At 57.4% G+C, this 19,102-nt stretch carries 1 protein-coding gene and 1 pseudogene; both read right to left on the reverse strand.

Going from position 1 to position 19,102, the window contains the following annotated elements:
• Positions 1-2: 2 nt before the first annotated feature.
• On the reverse strand, positions 3-18,545 hold the full coding sequence (locus Z947_RS21990; RefSeq protein ID WP_156026593.1) for a DUF7507 domain-containing protein: 18,543 nt from the start codon (positions 18,543-18,545) through the stop codon (positions 3-5).
• Positions 18,546-18,889: 344 nt separating this feature from the next.
• A pseudogene (locus tag Z947_RS22275) lies at positions 18,890-19,063 on the reverse strand (IS6 family transposase); the annotation flags it as partial.
• Positions 19,064-19,102: the final 39 nt, after the last annotated feature.

Here is a 19,102-nt window from a genome sequence, read left to right on the forward strand (position 1 = left end):
CCCTACCGTGTCTTCGCAATTGTTTTTTCAATGACAAGCTTACCTGACCCAAGGCCACGCCAACGCTGACGGATCAGCGCTTCCATCGCCCGAAGCCGTTCGCGGCCCATTGTCGGTGTCTCGCCCGCTGCCAACGCATAGGTCAGGCGCAATACCGGATCGTTGTCCTTGACCCTGGAAAGCAGGTTATCGACTGCCTGGCTCAACCCCGGTTTGGGTTGTGCGGAATTGGCGGCGAATGCCTGCGCTGTCAGATCGATATCGACTATCTGGCCCTGCTCTGCACCAAAGTTCATCTTGGCGAACTTACCGGCAGTCAGGCGCACAACGCGCGGGTTTTCGGTGGTGATCCGGAAACCGGTTGGCAGCGTCCGCTCATCCACTTTCAGCATGAAGTTGCTGCCGATGTTGCGCGGCAACGCGGCACACGGCAAGGAGTAGCGGCCAAACTCGTCGGTGGTGATGAGGATACCGTCAGGCGTGACAAGCCGTACGCCAGCGATGCCCGGTTCGCTTCTGTCATCGGGTTCAGGGATGTCGTCAAGTTTGCCGAATTTCCCGTTCCCCTGATAGCTGTCTTCGATGATCGGACTGCGCAGGGTGCCGGGGCCATCCTGATACCCGTTGCCGTTGCGGTCATGGAACACGCGCCCGATGACATCGGAGCAGTCAAAGACATGTTCGGGATCAATCCTCACGTCAGCCTCTGCGATGTTGGACACGGGTCTGCCAAAGCGGTTTTCGACAAAGGTGCGGTTTGTAATAACACCAAAGCGTCCCGTGCGAACAACGCGCGCAGAGATGCGGATCTCGACTGTTTCAACTGCACCCAGATCACCGCGCCATTCAAGGCGGCGGCCATCGGCAAGCGGCTCAACCGGTGCGCCGTCAACGCGTGCACTGCCGGGAGTATAGATCAGGCCAGCAGGCAGCTGGTCGACAAAACGCGCATTGCTCAGCGCGATCTCGGACTGGTTGCTATAGGACATCACAAAGTTGACCGTTTCACCAAAGACCGCTGTTTGACGATCTGCGGTCTTGGTCGCGTTCACATCTGTGATCCGATCACAATCCCGCACCGGAATGTTGTTGTTGATGACAATCGGATCGCCCGCTTCGACAGTAAAGCTGGTGTAGAACGGGTTGGCAGGCGCGGAGCTGTCGGTCAGTAAACCGGTATCACCAGCCGGACCTGCACCGATCACACCGGGATTGTCTGGCAGGAAGGAAGACAGATCCAGATCACCCAGCGACAGCCGGTCCTGAGACGGTAGCGTTGTTGTTGGATAGGTGATGCCGACGATATAGGTGCCAGCAGCAGTCGCATAGAATTGATAGGAGCCCTGACCTCCGTCACGAACCACGGTAATCGGCCCTGACGTACCCACGCCCGTTTGCGTGAACCCGTTGCCGGAGACAGAAATCTGTCCACCGATCAGAATGCGACCATCGTTTTCACAATAAAGCACACCTGTCGGGTCATAATCCTCCCGGTCGGGAATACCGTCGCCGTCTCTGTCTGCTGTAGGTGATTCCAACCGGTCAGGGATGCCGTCTCCGTCAGTATCCGTTGTCAGAACGACAACTTCGCCCACTGCCGGTTCAAGCAGTTGTTCTGAGGCCGCAGCGGCGGTGTTCGGCGCGCCGGGTTGGCCCGTGCCTGTGGCGTAGACAATCGTCATCGTGATCGTCCCCGTCTCGCCCGGTGCCAGTACAGCGCCTTCGCCCAACAGGTTGATGTCATTCACACCGTCAAAGGCAGGGTTGGCAGTTGCTTCGCCAAAACCTTCTGCGGTCAGTTCAATCGGATAGGTCTCCGACATGAGCAATGCGGGGGACAGGAAGGCTTCCAGATCATCTGTCACCACAATATCGGTTTGCGTAATATTACCGGTGTTGGCCACAGTGATCGTAAAGCGGACCCGCTCAATGGTCGGGAACAGGATTTCACCTTCCTCAGCGGATTTCACGACCTCGAAGCGCGGCAGCGCCTCGATTTCCGCAATGGTCGGATCGCTGCCCTCGTTGTTGTCATCGGACACCCGTTCGATGGGGGCGCCATCCGGTCCGGTTGCGATACCGGTAACCACGTTGCTGAAACCGCCCGCGTCAATGTCGCTTTGTTCCAACGTGACGGTAGCGCGGTATGTCGCAATCGCACCGGGCACCAGCGTGCCACGCGGCAAGGTGGGGTCTTCGTCGGTGCCAATGTAGACAAGCGGCAAGGTGCGCGGGTTCTCGCCCTCCAGATCGGTAAGAATATCCGTTAAAGTCAGCCCCGTCAGAGCCTGACCGCCGGTGTTGGTTACGGTCACAAGGAAGGTTGATTCCTCGCCGACCATTGTGCCGACTTCTTCGACCGTCTTGAGGATCGAATAATCAGCAGGCGATCCGTCGATCAGGAAGACAGTCGGATCGTCCGTCACATTGCCGTCGTCATCAATACCGTTATCCGAGATATCAAAGGCGGAGCGGCCGAGTGGACCTGTGCCGGACACGGTTGCGGTGTTGCTTAGTCCACCGGCGTCTATGTCATCCTGTGTCAGCGTATGCGTCACCTGCCATGTGGCACTTTCGTTGGTGTTCAGCACGTTCGTCACAGCAGCTTCGGTAACTTCGGCAGTGACCGACGCACCATCCAGACGCGTCATCGTGTCGATGATGGTCAAATTGCTGATCTGCACCTGTCCGGTGTTCTGGGCGCGAATGGTAAAGACCACCAGATCACCCACATTCGTGCCGCCTGAAGATACGGTTTTGACGACTTCGAGCGCGGGCGTGCCCGGAGGCGCGATTGCAAAGACTGTCGGATCATCGGTGGTGTTCCCGTCGTCATCAATGCCGTTGTCCGACATATCAAGCACAGGACTACCCGAAGGCGCGCGCGCCACTGCCGTCACCTGATTGGACAGCCCGCCGGTGCTGATATCATCCGCAGTCAGCGTCCGTGTCGCGGTATAGGTCCAGATTTCGCCAACGCTCAGGACGTCATCATTGCCGATATCCGTTTCGGGGATACGGGCAAAAGGCGCATCCAGCGTGATCTCTGCTCCACCCAGATTGGTCATCTCGTCATTGATGATCACGTTACGCAGTGTGGCATTTCCTGTGTTTGCAACGGTGAGCGTAAAGGGCACGGCAGCGCCAAGAGCCGGGGTGATCTGCTCAACGGTTTTGGTCGCAACCAATGCCCCTTCGGTCGTGGGACCGACCAGCAAAAGCGTATCCTCATCCGAGGCTGTCAGCTCTCCGGGGGCGTCCCCGATGACCGAAGCCGTGTTCTCCAGCATGCCACTGTCCTGATCGTCCTGTGTGATCACACGCTCAAACGTACAGTCTGTGTTTACGCCATTCGGGGCCAGCGTTTCGATTTCGCAGGCATAGTTCGCGTCCATGATGTCGCTGACAACCAGATCGGTCAGCGTGACATTGCCTGTGTTACGGACTTCGAAGAAGTAGGTCAGCGTCGATCCCGGCTCTCCATATGGGGACGGCGACGCAGTTTTCGAAAGCGCAACAGACGGTTCAGGCTCTGGCGTTTCAATCACCAGTGTCTCGCTTGTGCCTACACCTTCGCCTTGCGGCGTCACGGCGCTTACCTCGGCGGTGTTCGTGATGCTGCCGGCGTCGATATCGTCCTGTGTCACCATGGCGGTGCCGGTACAGATCAGCTGTGCTTCACGCACAAGGACGTCCTGCTGACACTCGAAATCTTCAAGCATGTCATCGCGGATCACCACATTGCGCAGGGTCTGTTTGCCGGTGTTTGTCGCCGTTAGCGTATAGGTCAGCTCCTGCCCCGGTCCGACAATCGGCAACGGCGCTGCGGTCTTTTCGAGCGAGATTTCGGAGGTGATGTCTGCGATCACGGTCACATTGCTTGGCGGTGAGAAAACCTGCGTGTCGTCAGCACCGAATACGGTTTGGGCGAAAGCTTCGTTCAGGACATTGCCGCGGTCCAGATCTACCTGCGTTACGGGATAGTCGGCCGTACAGGTGACCATTTCACCGGGGATCAAATCGGGGTCGTCCACCGTTGGCGTGAAGCATTCGATCTGGCCGATAAGCGTATCTGACACAGTCACCGGTGCCGCGAAGGCGCGTTTGCCGTCGTTGGTCACGTCAAAGGAGAAGGTCAGCGTCTCGCCCAGTTCGGTAAAGGTCGTATCTTCTGGCACGGACTTCAAAATCGACAGCGACGGGATACCGCCGTTCGGAATGGTTGCCGATGTAAGCGGCGTGATGGTCGCCCCGTCCGTCGCGCTTGCGATGTTGGTCACGCTGCCCAGACGGACGTCTGTCGCCGTCACTGTATAGACACCGGTACAGGTGAACGTCTCATCCGGCAGCAGACCTGCATCGGGGAATGCGTCGCAGGTGATACCGGTTGCCGGGATCAGATTATCGCTGACCGTAATCGGCGTCATGATGGTGGTATTGCCGGTGTTGGTTGTGACGTATGTATAGGTTACCTGCGCGCCGGTGATGAACTGTTCCGGTGGAAGGTCCTGTGGAGTTTTGGTCAGCGCCAGCGCCGGTGTCTGTTGTGCAAGGATCGTTTCGGTCGCGGGATCAGAGGTCGTCCCGTCGGTTGTGGCCGTCGCGACGTTCACGATCTGACCGTCGTCGATGTCCTGCTGGATGACAGCATAGGTGCCAAGACAGGCCAGACGGGCGTCAGGCCGCAAGCCACCAAGGGGCACAGGATCACAGACAACGGAACCGCCATTATCCGTGATACGCGGATCTGACACCACGATCGGGCCGGGCAGCGTGACGTTGCCGGAGTTGAGAACGGTAAAGTTATAGGTAAGCACCTGACCAACTGTCGAATATGTAGCCGGACCGTCTGTCGCCAGACGTTTGGTCAGTTCCAGTTCAGGTTCGCGTTCGATGATAAAGGTCGCCGGGTCATCAGCGGTGTTACCGTCGCTGTCGATACCGTTGTCGGTCACATCGGTGATGGAAGGTCCAACCGGTGGCGCGCCTGTGACTGTTGCACTGTTGCGAACACCGCCTGCATCAATGTCTTCCTGAACCAGCGTGTAGAAAGCGCGGTAGCGGGCTTCTTCGCCTGGCAGCAACACTCCGGCGGATGATCCAAGCGTTGATCCGGCAAAGGTTGGCGTGCCGTTCAAGGCCAGCGGTGTGTTGTCCAACCGCGTGAGGCGGTCAGAGGCGACACCCACGCTTTGCAGGGTCACGTTACCGGTGTTGCGCACAACGATTACGAATTCCAGACGGCTGCCGACTTCGGGCGCGCCGCTGACAAGTGTCTTTTCACCCTCGATACCCGGCATAGGGTCGATCACGGTCACGGTGGGATTGTCGCCGCCATTGCCCGGTACGTCATCATCAGAAGCATCCGAGACTTCAACGCCTTCCACAGTGATCCCGCTCGCGGTGGCCTGGTTGCTGACACCACCTGCGTCGATGTCCTGCTGGGTCAGGATGTGGGTCGCACGGTAGGTCCAGATCTCTTCAACATCCAGCACACCGGCTTCACCCGCGTCACCACCTGTCAGCTGTGGCGAGCCCGAAAGCGCGATGATCGTATCGTCAAGACGGCGCAGCGTGTCATCCAGTTCAAGGTTCAGCACGCTCTGGTTGCCGGTGTTTTCAACCGTAATGGTATACGTCAGGGTTTCCCCGGCAACTGGCGGCGTTGAAGTCCCGCTCAGATCGACCGTCTTGATCGTTTCCAGCGATGGTGCGCCCTCTTCGGGTGTGACGGAACGTGTCGCACTAATCGTGATGGGGGTCGGCGTGCCGGGCAAGGTCGCGCTTACGGTTGCAGTGTTGGTAATCGGTGCACCTGCATCGATGTCATCCTGCGTGACAGTATAAAGCGCCGTAAAGCTGACGATATCACCGGGGGCGAGCCTGTCCCATGTGCCATTCGCGCCGCTGTCAGAGCTGTCGCCTTGCGGACCATCATCGGTCACCAAAGTATCGCCCGCCACATCAAGCGAGACAGTTCCCGCAGCCGAGGTATGCTGGTCATCAAGGGTCACGTCGTTAAGGGACACGTTGCCCGCGTTGGTGACGGTGTAAGTATAGGTGACCACCTGATCCACAGTCAGATCGCTGGTCGCGTTGGGTGTCTTGACCATCAACAGTTGCGGATCGGAGATCGCCTCGACGGTGACGCTGTCGGTTTCGTCGCCCGGTGTGGCAGGCAGGGGCACCTCAGCAGAGCTGACTCGCGCAATGTTTGTGATACCGCCGGCATCAAGGTCTTCGATGGTCACTTCGTAAGCGGCGGAACATTGCAGCGTATCGCCGGGGGCAAGGCCCGCGCCCGGGATCGGCGCACAGTTCACATTGGCAATTTTATCGTCCGTCACCTGCGGCTGTGCCGTCAGGGTGATGTTGCCGCTGTTGGTCACCACATAGGTGTAGGTGATCGTCTCTCCCGCTTCGGTGACTTGCGACACATCTGCCGTTTTCAGCAGGCTGAAGGCAGGCGCATGATCGGGACCGCGGACAAATAATTCGTCATCGGTAGAGGTGGTTTCCTGGCCCGGTGTGTTGGCCGTTCCGGTGCCGGTCGCACGGTTGAGGAAGCCGCCATAAACAGGGGCGCTGCCGTTCACGGCATCAACGTCCTGCTGGGTGACAACGTAAGAGACGATACAGCTGGCGTTTTCTTGCTCGGGTGCCAGTGACGGGATTGTACAGCTTGCAGGTGTTGTCGTGCGTTCGTCCTCAAGCGTGACATTGTTCAGCGTTACATTGCCTTTATTGCGCGCAGTCAGGCGGAACTGGACAACATCGCCCTCACGACTGAACGCGGGCTGGTTGGCCGACAGCACTGGTTCAACAGCTTTTTCGACTTCCAGTTCGGGTCTCGGTGCCGCAATCTGTGCGGGCACTTCGGCCGTATCAGTAATATCCTCACCCTGCGGGCTTTGTCCCATCACACTTGCTTCGTTGATGAGGGACTGTGCATCCACATCTTCCTGAAGCACGACATAGGTGCCTTCACAAATCAATGCTTCATCAGGCGCGAGCGTGACGGTGGGATCAGCAGCAACATCATCGACAGTACAGGTTAGCGTAGGCACCATCGGGTCCGTGATGCTGACCGCCAACAAGGTCTGGTTGCCCGTGTTCGTTGCCGTGATCCGGTATGTCAGGGTATCGCCCGCTTCTGCCGGGGCAGGTGAGCCGACAATCACTTTTTCCAGCTCGATGCCGGGGTTCGTTTCGCCTTCTACGACTTTGGTCGCGGCCTCTGATACAATGGCAGTTTCATTCGGTGTGCCGGGCGCAAAGGTCGTGGTGGCCAGCGCTTCATTGGTCACAGAGCCCAGATCAAGATCATCTTGCGTGACAAGATAATCCCGGAAACAGGTGAAGCTCTCTCCGACGCCAAAGACGCCTTCGGTCGCCGCATCATAACACACGAAAGGTTCGCCAATGCGATTGTCGTCAATTAAAATATTCTCGGTCAGACCCACGAGGGACGTGTTTGAAACGGTGAAGCTATAGCGGATCACATCATCCACTTCGGCAAAGCTCACGTCGCTGGGGTCAGAGTTCTTTATCAGGCTGATCGCCGGTGCCGCCCCTACGGGGTAAAGAGCGCTATCACCGGGCGACTCAATCGGCTCCGTACCGATGAAACCACTCGCCGTGGCAGTGTTTGTGGTCGAGCCAAGCTCCAGATCACCGGCAAGCAACGTATAGGTGCCCGAACAGGTAACCGATGCACCGGGCAGAAGCCGCCCGTCTGTCAGCGCAGGACAGCTTGCGTCAGCCGAAAGCGAATCGTTGATCGTGATCGGACCATCGACAGTCACATTACCATCGTTTGTGAGAATGAATTCGTAGGTGAGAACCGTACCGGTATCAAATGTGTCAGGCTGGGCGTTTGTGAGGTTTTTCTCAAACAAAAGCGCAGGCATCTGGACCGCAGGAACGGTCGCCGTAACTTCTTCGGAGATAACATCAGCGCCGTCGATGACGGTTTGCGCAGTCGCAATGTTAACCACCGACCCTGCGTCAATGTCACTCTGTTCCGCCGTCCATGTGTGGGTACAGGATACCGTATCGCCGGGTGCCACCGGGCCTGTATCACAGGGAAGGCCCGCGCCGATCTGATCGTCATTGATGGTTACGGCACCGGGTGCTGTGACGTTCCCGGTGTTTGTTACGGTAAACAGATACGTGATCTCGTCACCGACAGCAGCAAAGTTTGTGGCCGAGGCAGGCGCGATTGCCTTGGTCGCCACAAGAACCGGTGACTGCGTTGCATCAATAATCACGCCGGAAGGATCGGTTGTCACGGTTTGCGTTGTCGGATCACCGGGGTTGGCGGGGACAAGCGGCTGCGTAACAGAAGCGGTCGCAGAGTTTTCGAATGAGCCAAGATCAAGATCGCCCTGCTCAATCGCATAGTTGCCGGTACAGGTGATGGATGCACCCGGTGCCAGTGGCGGTGCGGGACAGGCCACGCCGCCCAGGCCCTGCGCCGCGATCAGCGGATCATCAATGGTCACCGGGGCAGTCAGGGTGAGGGTGCCGGTATTGGTTACGATAAATTCGAACGGGATAAGCTGATCGACAGCCGTGAAGGGCAGCACGGCCCCTGCCCCGATCTGTTTGGTCGTCGTGATTGCCGGTGCGCCGGATACATTCACTTCGGTCGGGTCGTTCTCGGTGTTTCCATCGCCCGGGATGCCGTCATCAGAATCGTCAGATACGTTGAATCCGCCTAGCGCGGTGGCGCTGACCTCGGCCGTGTTGCGCACGCCGCCCGCATCAATGTCCTCTTGCAGCAGAGCGTATGTCGCGCGGTATTCCCATGTCTCGCCGACATCCAGCACGCCGGACGTGCCGCCGTCACCGCCACTCAGCGCGGGTGACAGGCTTAGAACTGTGCCATCCCGCCGCGTGAAAGTATCGCTCAGCACGACATCGCGCAGCGATACGTTGCCGGTGTTTTGAGCGGTAATCACAAACGTGATCTGATCGCCGGCGGCTGCGGGAGTGGACAGCCCGCTGGTAATCGCGGTTTTCACCACCTTGAGGCCCGGATCGCGCGGCAGTTGAACCAGCGTCGGGTCATTTGCATTCGGGCCCGGTGTCGCATCATCCGAAGCATCGCTGATAGGTGTTCCGTCAAGGGTCGCACCGCTGGCCAGCGCTTCGTTTGTAATCTGGCCTGCATCCACATCAGCCTGCGTCATCACATAGACAGATTCAAAGACCATCGGCGTGCTGCCCACCGGCAAATCGGTTGCAGCACCTCTGCCAACAGCTGCGCCGCCGCTTATCAGGGTGGGCGCAGGAAGCGCCGCTGTGCCGCTGAAGTTGGTTTCGCTCAGCGCGATATCATAGGCGGTCACGTTGCCCAGATTGCTTAGCGTGAAGGTATAAGTGATCCGGTCGCCTTCACCGACGATACCGTCCGGTCCCAGATCCAGCGCGGCAGTCTTGACCAGACCGATCAGAGGCGTGCGCGCAATCGGCGTATCTGTCGGATCATTTGCCGCCGGATTTGCGTCTGACGTGCTGGAGACATCCTGAACGGCATCCCCTTCGGGGTCATTTGCAGTTGCCGTTACAGTATTGGACACGCCACCGGCATCAATGGCGGGCTGCGTCAGAACAAAGCGGGCGCTGTAAATCCATGTCTCGCCAACATCGAGTTCACCATCGCCGTTGCTGTCACCGCCATCAAAGGTGGGACCGCTGGTCAGATCGAGCGGATTACTGGCCGCATCGGTCAACTGGTCGTCAAGCGTCGGAGCCGTCAGGGTCACGTTGCCGATGTTTGCCACGGTGATGCGGTAGTCAATTGTGTCGCCGACACGCGGCGGATTGTTCAAACGCGGTGTCGCAACCTTGACTGTTTGCAATGCCGGCACGCGGGTCAGCGTAATATCTGTCGGTGCGTCCCCTGCCGTATCGGCGGGATCAGAGGCATCGCTGACCGCGGTGCCGTCCGTGTCGCGGGCATTTGCCGTGGCCTGATTGGTCACGATACCTTCGTCGATGTCTTCTTGTGTCAGGCGGTATGTCGCGTTGAAAACCATCGGTGTATCGCCTGCGGGCAGGTCAAGAACGCTCGCCGAACCACCCAGATTTGCACCACCGCTCACATAAGCGGGAACAGGTGCAGTGCCGGTGCCGCTAAAGCTGGTCTCAGCGATGGTTACATCAAACAGCGTCTGAGTGCCGGTGTTGCTGACGGTATAGACGTAAGTGATCGTGTCGTTCACATCGACCGATCCATCACCGCCATCATTCAGGGTCGCGGTTTTCAGCAGCGCGATACCGGGCGCGCCGGTGATCGGCACTGCGGTCGGATCGTTTTCTGCATTGCCATCGCCGCTGGAATCGCTGGCACCTGCATCATCGTCGCTGGTGTCGTTGACGGTGTTTCCTGCCAGATCAGTTGCCACAGCACGGACCGAGTTGCTGATCCCTTCAGCATCAATCGCCTGCTGGGTCAGATCAAAACGCGCCTGATAGCTCCATGTTTCGCCAACATCGAGGGAACCGTTGCTGTTCACGTCGCCGCCGGTCAACTGCGGTGCCTGATCAAGTGCCAACGGAAGGCCATCTGCATCGCGCAATGTATCTGTCAGAACGGGCGCCATCAGCGTCAGGTTGCCGGTATTGCTGACGGTGATCGTAAATCGTACCGGATCGCCCACCATAGGCGGACTTTGCAGGCTGTTGGTATCGGCGCGTTTTTCCACGACCATCGACGCAGTGGTCGGCAGAGCCGTTACTGTCGGGTCGCTCGCGTTGGGCAGGTTGCTGTTGTCGTCAGATGTGTCTTCGGCCGGATCACCCGACGGGCTGACACCATTAGCGACAGCCTGGTTGGAGATGGTTCCTGCATCCAGATCTTCCTGCGTCACACCGTATGTGGCTGTATATGTGATGGTGCCGCTGCCAACAGGAAGGTCAGGCAAAGAGGCATTGCCACCGATGGCACTACCGCCAGCGCTCAACAGTGGTGAGGGGGGGGTGCCTGTGCCGTCGAAACCGGTTTCCGCAAGCGTGATATCCAGGACAGTGACGTTGCCGGTGTTCGAAACGACATATGTGTATGTAATCGTGTCCCCGACATCGAGGCTTCCGTCACCACCATCGTCAATCGCCGCCGTTTTGACCACGGCGATCATCGGCAGGTCGTTCAGAACAACATCTTCGGAGCTGTCGGTGCCTGAAACAGGCAGCCCTTCCTGATCTTCCGCCACAGCGGTCACAGTATTGTCGAAGCCACCCGCATCAATGGCCTGTTGTGTGAGGTCATACCGCGCGGAATAGATCCATGTCTCACCTACATCCAGCAGACCGTCGTTATCGGCATCGCCCGACGTCAACGTCGGATCGAGGGTCAGATCAAGCGGCTGATTAAGCGCGTCAACAAAGGTATCATCCAGCGTTGGTGCAGAAAGGGTCTGGTTACCGTCGTTAACGACAGTGATGGTAAAGGGCACTTGCTGGCCGACAACGGCAGGGCTTGTGATGTTGTCGGTGTTCACGGTCTTGCTGACGGTCAGTGATGGATCGCGGGGAATTACCGCAACAGACGCGTTGTCCTGTGCAGACGGATCGTCCAGTCCGGCAGGCGCTGTGGCCGTGGCCGTGACGCTGTTCACAAGGGTAAAGGCCGCATCCACATCGGCTTGGGTCACTTCATATTGCGCGGTAAAGGTCACTTCATCACCCGGCGCAAGCGTGCCCCAGATGCCGGGGCCTGCATTGTCCGGTGAGGTGCCGGTTGTGTTGATATCGCGCGTCAGCGTTTCACTGTCATAGGTCAGCAATGTTGTACCGGACGCCGACAGATGGCTGTCCACAAGCGTGACATCAGTCAGGGTGAAGTTGCCGTTGTTCGTGACCACATACTCATAGGTTACGATTTCGCCAGCTGTCACGCCCTGCGTGGCGGATGGTGTTTTGACGATGCTGAGCGCGGGGTCGCCGCCGATGGGCACGGTCAGCTCTGCGGTATGCTCGGGCGCGGGGTCAACTTCACTGCTGGTGGCAACGGCAATGTTTGTAACACCGCCTGCATCAAGGTCGGCCTGAAGAACTTCGTAGGGCTGGCGACAGATGTAGCTTTCGGATGGCAGCAAGCCACCGGTGGGGAATGGCGCACAGGCAAACTGGCCGATCTTGTCGTCGTCAATCTGAGGTGTCTCGGTCAGCGTGACGTTGCCGCTGTTCACGATACGGTAGGTATAGGTGACCGTCTGACCCGCGGTGTTGATCTGGGTCAGATCCGCCGTTTTGGTCAGGCGCATGCCGGGCTCGCGGTCGGGGCCGCGGACAAATACTTCGCCGCTTTCGGTAAAGTCAGGAAGGGTCGGATTGATTGGTGTGGCAGTTGCGTTCGCCACGTTCAGGAAACCGCCAAAAATTTCCCCGCCACCTGTGTTGATGGCGTCGATATCCGCCTGCTCAACCACGTAAGAAAAGCGGCAGGTGTCAACGGTGATGCCGGGGGCGATCGGACCAACGGTACAGCTTGCAGGAAGCACATCACGCTCGTCCGTAACGACAACGCTTTGCAACGTGATGTTACCGGTATTGGTGACAGAAACAGCAAATTCAACCGTCTCACCCACGGCCGAGAAATCACTGTCAGGGCCGGTGGGACGCAATGTGCGCTTTTCAACGACCATGGCGGGCTGTGGATCTTCGATCACAACAGTTTCAGTGGCTTCGTCACCCCGCGTGACACCGTTGGGGTCAGTTCCTGATGCCGCAGCCGTGTTGCTGAAAGTTTGCGCGTCAACATCTGCCTGCGACACCTGATAGTCACCGGTACAGACAAGCGCGTCACCGGGCAAAAGAACCACGTTCGCAGGTGCAGCAGCCCCGCCGGGCGTCACGGTACAGGTCAAATCAGGGATCAGCGGATCGGTTATGGTGACACCGCGCAACGTCTGGTTGCCGCTGTTGGTGGCCGTCATGCTGAAGGTCAGGATCTGGTCAGCCGCTGCACCGTCAGGCAGCGCTGTCACCAGATCTTTGACCAAGGTAAGCTCTGGTGTTTCGGTGATGGTGACGGTGGCATCGGCGTTTGGTGATACCACGTTTGTCGGGGATGAACCGGCACTTGCGTAGACCGTCCGCCCCGTCGCGTTGTTGGTCACAAAGCCTGCATCTACATCAGCCTGTGTCAGCTCGTATGGGTGGATGCATGAGTAGCTCGCATTCGCGCCGGAGGTCGAAAGCGGCGGGACGGTTCCACTCGCCTCTGGCTTACAATCAAGGGTGCCCAGCTTGTCATCCTGAATAGTAATGGCCTCAATCAGACCGACGTTACCGGTGTTGCGCACGATATACTGATATTCGACAATGTCGCCGACCATCATCAAACCGCCTGTTACTGGCAGTGCCAGTTTCTCGAGCGACAGGCTGGGGGAGGCATCAACCGGATAAATGGCGTTATCACTTGGCGACAGCACGGGCCGGTCATCAAAGCTACCGGTGGCAGAAACAACGTTTGTCGACGATCCGAGGTCAAGATCGTTCTGGGAAACCGTATGCGTGGCGGTACACGTCAGCGTTTCATTCGGCTGAAGCTGGTTGTTTGTCAGCGTGCCGCAGCTAAAGCCTGCGGGGAATTCAATAAGGTTGTCATCCAGCGTAATCGGCCCGTCAATCGTCACGTTACCGTCGTTTGTCACCACGATGGAATAGCTCAGCTGGTCGCCCACATCGAAAGCGTTGGGGTTATTCGTTCCGGTAAAGGTTTTCTGAATGGCGAGCGATGGATCCTGAACTGCGTTGATCGTCACGCTGTCGGGCAATGATTGTACCGCAGCGCCATCGAACAGCGTGTCGGCAGTTGCGATGTTGGTCACAGATCCGTCGTTCAATGCGGTCTGGTCAGCGTTATAGACCTGCTCACAGGTGACCTGTCCCAAGGGGGCGAGCGGTGCCGTGGTGCAGGTCAGCGTGCCTGCAATCTTGTCATCATCAATTGTAATCGGCGCGGTGGTGGTGACGTTACCGATGTTGGTGACGACATATTCAAAGGTCACGGGATCACCAACGGCAGAATAGCTCGCTGCCGAACCGGTCTTGACCCGCTTGTCGATTTGCAGGCGCGGCAACTGGTCGGCTTCGATACGTACTGTATCGGACGGCGAAGTGACCGTTACCTGCGTGGCACCACCCTGCCCTTGCGGGATGACGGTTTGGGTGACGCTGGCGGTTGCGATGTTTTCGACAAAACCCGCATCAAGGTTCGGCTGGGTAATGTTTGCTGTCGCGGTACAATCAATGAAATCACCCGGCGGAATGCCTGCTGCTGGCGGTTGCGGGCAGGTCACGTTGGCAATCAGGTTATCATCAACCGTGATTTGCGAGGTCAGCGTGATATTGCCACGGTTAAACACCCGGTAGTTATAGGAGATCTGCTGGTTCAGCGTATCAAATGTTCCGGTGAGGGTTGTTGTCTTGTCGATCTCCAAGGCAGGCACCTGTGCGGGACCTTGCACCGTAACCGTGTCACTGTCGCTTACCGGCGTGCCAAGCCCGAGCGAGCTGCCTTCGACGGTGACATTATTGGTATAGCTGCCCAGATCGACGTTCGTCTGGTCAAACACCTTTGTCGCCTGCAACGCCGGTGCGCCCCCTGCGCATGTGGTCGCTTCTGCGCCGGGCAACAGATCGTCAAGGGCGCATGTAAATCCAAGATCGCTATCGTTGACTGTCAGCCCCGTCAGGGTGACGTTGCCTGTATTGCGCACGCTGAACGTGAACACTTCGCTGTCTCTGGCAGACGTAAAGATACCGTCGGTGCTGGCCTTGGTGATGACAACGGCGGCGTTTTCTGCCGGACCCTGAATAACCACTGTATCGGTTTGATCGGCCGGATCGGTAACACCGGCAGGCGCATCAACGGTGACGGTCGCAGTATTGGTAATGCTGCCGCTGTTCACGTCTTCCTGCATCGTGGTATATTGCGCCGTACAGCTGCGATCCGTGACACCCGGAAGAATGCTCGGGATAGTACAGGTATAGGGTGTCCCAAAAAACGGATCAGTGATGCTCACATTGGTCAGCGTCACGTTACCTGTGTTTTCGATGACAAAGACAAAATCGATCGGCTGATTAGCAGCGGTGAAACCCGCAGGCGCTGTTTTATCGAATGTATAGGTCGCCAGACGTTCCTCGCCCAAGACTGTTTCATCATCAATCTGGGTGTCGATTTCGGGCGACGACAGCGTCGCTCTGTTATCGACTTGCCCGCGATCGATATCAGCCTGTGAAATCGTGTATTCAAACTGACAACTCCGGTCGATTGCGTCGGGGGCCAAGGTCGCAATCGTACAGGAAAAACTTGCATCCAGAATGTCGGTGACGGTCAGATTGGTCAGCGTCTGGGTGCCTGTGTTCTCGACCTCCATCACATATGTGATCTGCTCGTCAATGGCGGAGAAAGACGTGATGCTGGCCTGTTTATCCAAAGTTGCAGTCTTGGTCCCTGCCCCCGCCGCCAGATCGGCGCGGTGATCATCGGTGTCGGTCTGCTGCGCGCCTTGCGCGGGCTGTGCCTGTACCGTGGCAGTATTGGTAAAGGTCTCGTCGTCAATGTTGGCCTGTGTGACCTCGTAGGTGCCGATACAGCTTTGCGATGTGCCCGGCGCGATGTCTGTCAGCACACAGTTCAGATCGGGGATCAGCGGATCCGTTACCGTTACACTGCGCAGCGTGACATTGCCCGGCGCAGGGTTGCTGACCGTGAAGGTATAGCTCAGCTCTTCGTCAAGCGCGCTGTAGGTTGCAGGGCCGGTCTTGGACAGCTCGACATTCGGGATCGCGGTCACAGGCACGGATGCGCTGCTTTCGTTCGACGTCACTGTGCTGGTCACGCCATTTGATACAAAGTCAAAGCTTGCCGTCGCGCTGTTATCGACACTGCCGCTGTCAAGCTCTGCCTGGGTGATGCCGTTTGCCGTGTTGTTACGCACACCGGTACAGGTAAAGCTTTGCCCCGGATCAAAGTCAGCGGGCTGGTTGCACACCGGTGGCGCGCTGAGCAGAGGATCGTTGATCACGATCGGCTCAACGATACGTGCATCGCCGGTATTTTCGATCTCGAAGGTGTAATTGATGGTATCGTCAAGCCCGTCAACAGATGCGGTGCTGGTTGTCTTTGAAAGAGAGATCGCAGGATTAAACGTGGGCGCGATAATCGCGTTGACCTGCGGCGATTCCGTTGCACCGGCTGAAGCGGTGGCCACGTTCACCACAAAACCCGCATCCACATCGTCATCGGTCAGTATGTATGGACGCGTACATGTCTGCGTCTGCCCGACCGTCAGCGGAGCGGGGAAGCAAGTAAACGTCCCGATCTTGTCATCCGTAATCTCGATCTCGGTCACGCCGATATTGGTGTCGATTAGCACGTTACCCGCGTTGCGAACCGCAAACGTATAGGTCACGCTTTGCCCAACGGTGAAGTCGCCGGGCGCCACAACAGGTGCGGTCTTGGTCAGCTCAAGAACAGGGTTCTGTACGGCAGGCACAGTCACCTGATCGGTGTTGGAGGTGACGGCAGCATTCGATCCACCAGCCTCAACCGCATTCGCCGTCGCAATGTTGGTCACGCCACCGCTGTCCAAATCGGGTTGAATGGTGGAATAGACAGTCGAGCTACAGGTCATGCTGGTCATGGGGGCCAGCGTTGGTGCGGGACAGTTAACCGTTACCTTGTCGTCGGTGACGCTCACGCTCTCAAGTGCGACATTACCTGTGTTGGTCAGCAGATAGTCATACTCAAGCGCGATACCCGTCGCGCTGAACTGCGCAGGTGATGTGCTGTCGAGTGTTTTGTCCAATGTCAGACCGACACTGCGCGTGGCGGTGACTTCGGCGGTATCTTCCTCGGTGTCGCTGTTGGGGCCGACCGTGATCGTCGCTTCTGCGGTATTCTCAACCGAGCCACTGTCGATGTCGCCCTGCAAAATCGCATAGCTGGCCGTACAGGTCACACTGTTACCCGGCGCAATCGGACCGGTTGGACAGGTCACAGTTCCAGCCAGCGGGTCCGAAACCGCAGGCGCCGCGGGGAAAGTCACATTGCCCGCGTTGCGCAGAACGATCCGGTAATTAAGGACATCACCGACTTCGTCGTATGTTGATTCAACCGCAGTCTTGGTCAGCTCCAGATCAAGGTTCACCGTAGGTCCCGGCAAGGAGACGCTATCAGACTCCGTCAAGCGGCCGTCGCGCGGGGTATCCGCGCTGACGGTAACAGTGTTCTCAAGCTCGTTTGCGGGGTCGGCCGCAAAGCTGTTCACGTCCGTCTGCGTAACACGGTAGCTGCCGGTACAGGTGAAATCATCATTCGGTTCGAGGTCTGGCACGTTGCAGGTTAGGCCGGGAATAAGCGTATCGCTCACTGTGAAATTGCTCAGCGTCACATCTCCGTCGTTGCGGATCAGAAAGCTGTAAGGCACATCTGTGCCAGCTTCTCCGAACGCGGACAGCGTGCTGGTTTTTTCTACGAACAGAACGGGCGTTGCGTCCGGCCCTTCAATGGTCAGCGTATCCGTCAGCGTGCCCAGATTACCAAAGTCAGGAACACCGACCGCTTGTGCGACATTCGTCACCTCACCTGCATCGTAGTCTTCCTGCGTGATCTGGTACGTCGCAGTACAGGTCGCGAAATCGGCGGTGCCCCCTTGCTCGGTATCCAGAATCTCGGTCTTGTCGCAGGATACAGATGCGATTTTATCATCAGTGACAGCCAGCTGGCGGATCGGCACGGAGCCGATGTTTGTGACAATATAGCTGTAGGTCACCGTTTGCCCGACGGATGTGAAATCGCTCACATTTGCCGATTTTTCGATGGTATAACCTGGCGCAACCGTAACGATGTTGTTGTTGGTCAGATTGCTGCCGCGCCGGAAATCCCAATAGTTGTCGTTGGGGTCGGAATCAAAAACCTGCGAAACCGTGCTGCCTGTTGAAAGGATATTCGACAAAAGCGCCGGATTGGTTGAGCTGAACCAGCCGGTGTTGAAGGTATTGTTGCCGAAACCCTGAACAAACCCGCTTGAGTTAACGCCGCTTGTGTCCGTGATCTCGGTCTGGACGTCCGACCAGTTACCGACAGTAAAGCCGTTGATACGTAGTGTGATGTCGTCTTCATCGAAACCGTTTACTTGCGTGTCGCCATCGTAAGCGGAAAAGCGGATATAGATATTTGTGATCGCGCCGCCAAAGTAGGTCGAACAGAGAGAGAACCCGCAATCAAGGTTAATGGGGTTGTTGATCGTAAAGGGGTTGCCCCGAAATTCAGTGGGCGTCCCGTTGTACTGGAACCCGCGAAATGCACCGGCAGGATTGGAAAACTGGTAATACGCGTTGCCGTTTGCCCCAACCAAAACAATCGCGACACCACCCGCCTGCGGATATTCGTCGGGCAACCGAAGGCTGGTTCCTGGAACGTTGCGCGTGAAATCAGTCGCCTGAGAGGGGAGCGTCGAAAAGAGCATCAATACCATAGTCAATGCCATGACCAAGATATGCCGGTTCAACAATGTCCGCATCATCGGGAGCCTACCAGTACACGCCCCAGGGGCAAAAAATCACTATCTGCGGAAAGCTGGCACCCGGTATTCTGGCACAGCCGCACCCCCGCAGCTTTACTGACTCTGTTAAAACAGAAATTTTTATTCAATGAAACGTTGCACTCCAAATTCCCCCTCAATTTAAAGACCTGTTGCTGCAAGGAGGTCACAGGTGTGTGAACTGGCGAAGTGGAACCACATTTTCCTTTAGCGGGACCTGTGGGAAAAGTGATTTGGCCAATGTAAAAAACGGTATTGCCAAGGTGGTGACGTCAGGTTGTGGAGGATTGTTAAAGGTTAGATCAAGCAGCCATTTTGGTGGTGTAATCGACCCAAAGCCGGACCATTTCTCGACTGACAATCACACCCCGCGCCGCCGACAGATATTCAGTATTCGCTATCCCCAGGGGAAACCGGTGGTACGCCGAGACAGCGTACACAATGACCTCACGTGGATAACGAAAGCCCGTCGGGCCGGGCAGGTCGGATGGAATTTTCATGGAACTGGCGTAACTTGATCAAATCCAGCCAACAACTTG

It is taken from the genome of Sulfitobacter geojensis (assembly GCF_000622325.1).
In the GTDB taxonomy this organism is placed as follows: domain Bacteria; phylum Pseudomonadota; class Alphaproteobacteria; order Rhodobacterales; family Rhodobacteraceae; genus Sulfitobacter; species Sulfitobacter geojensis.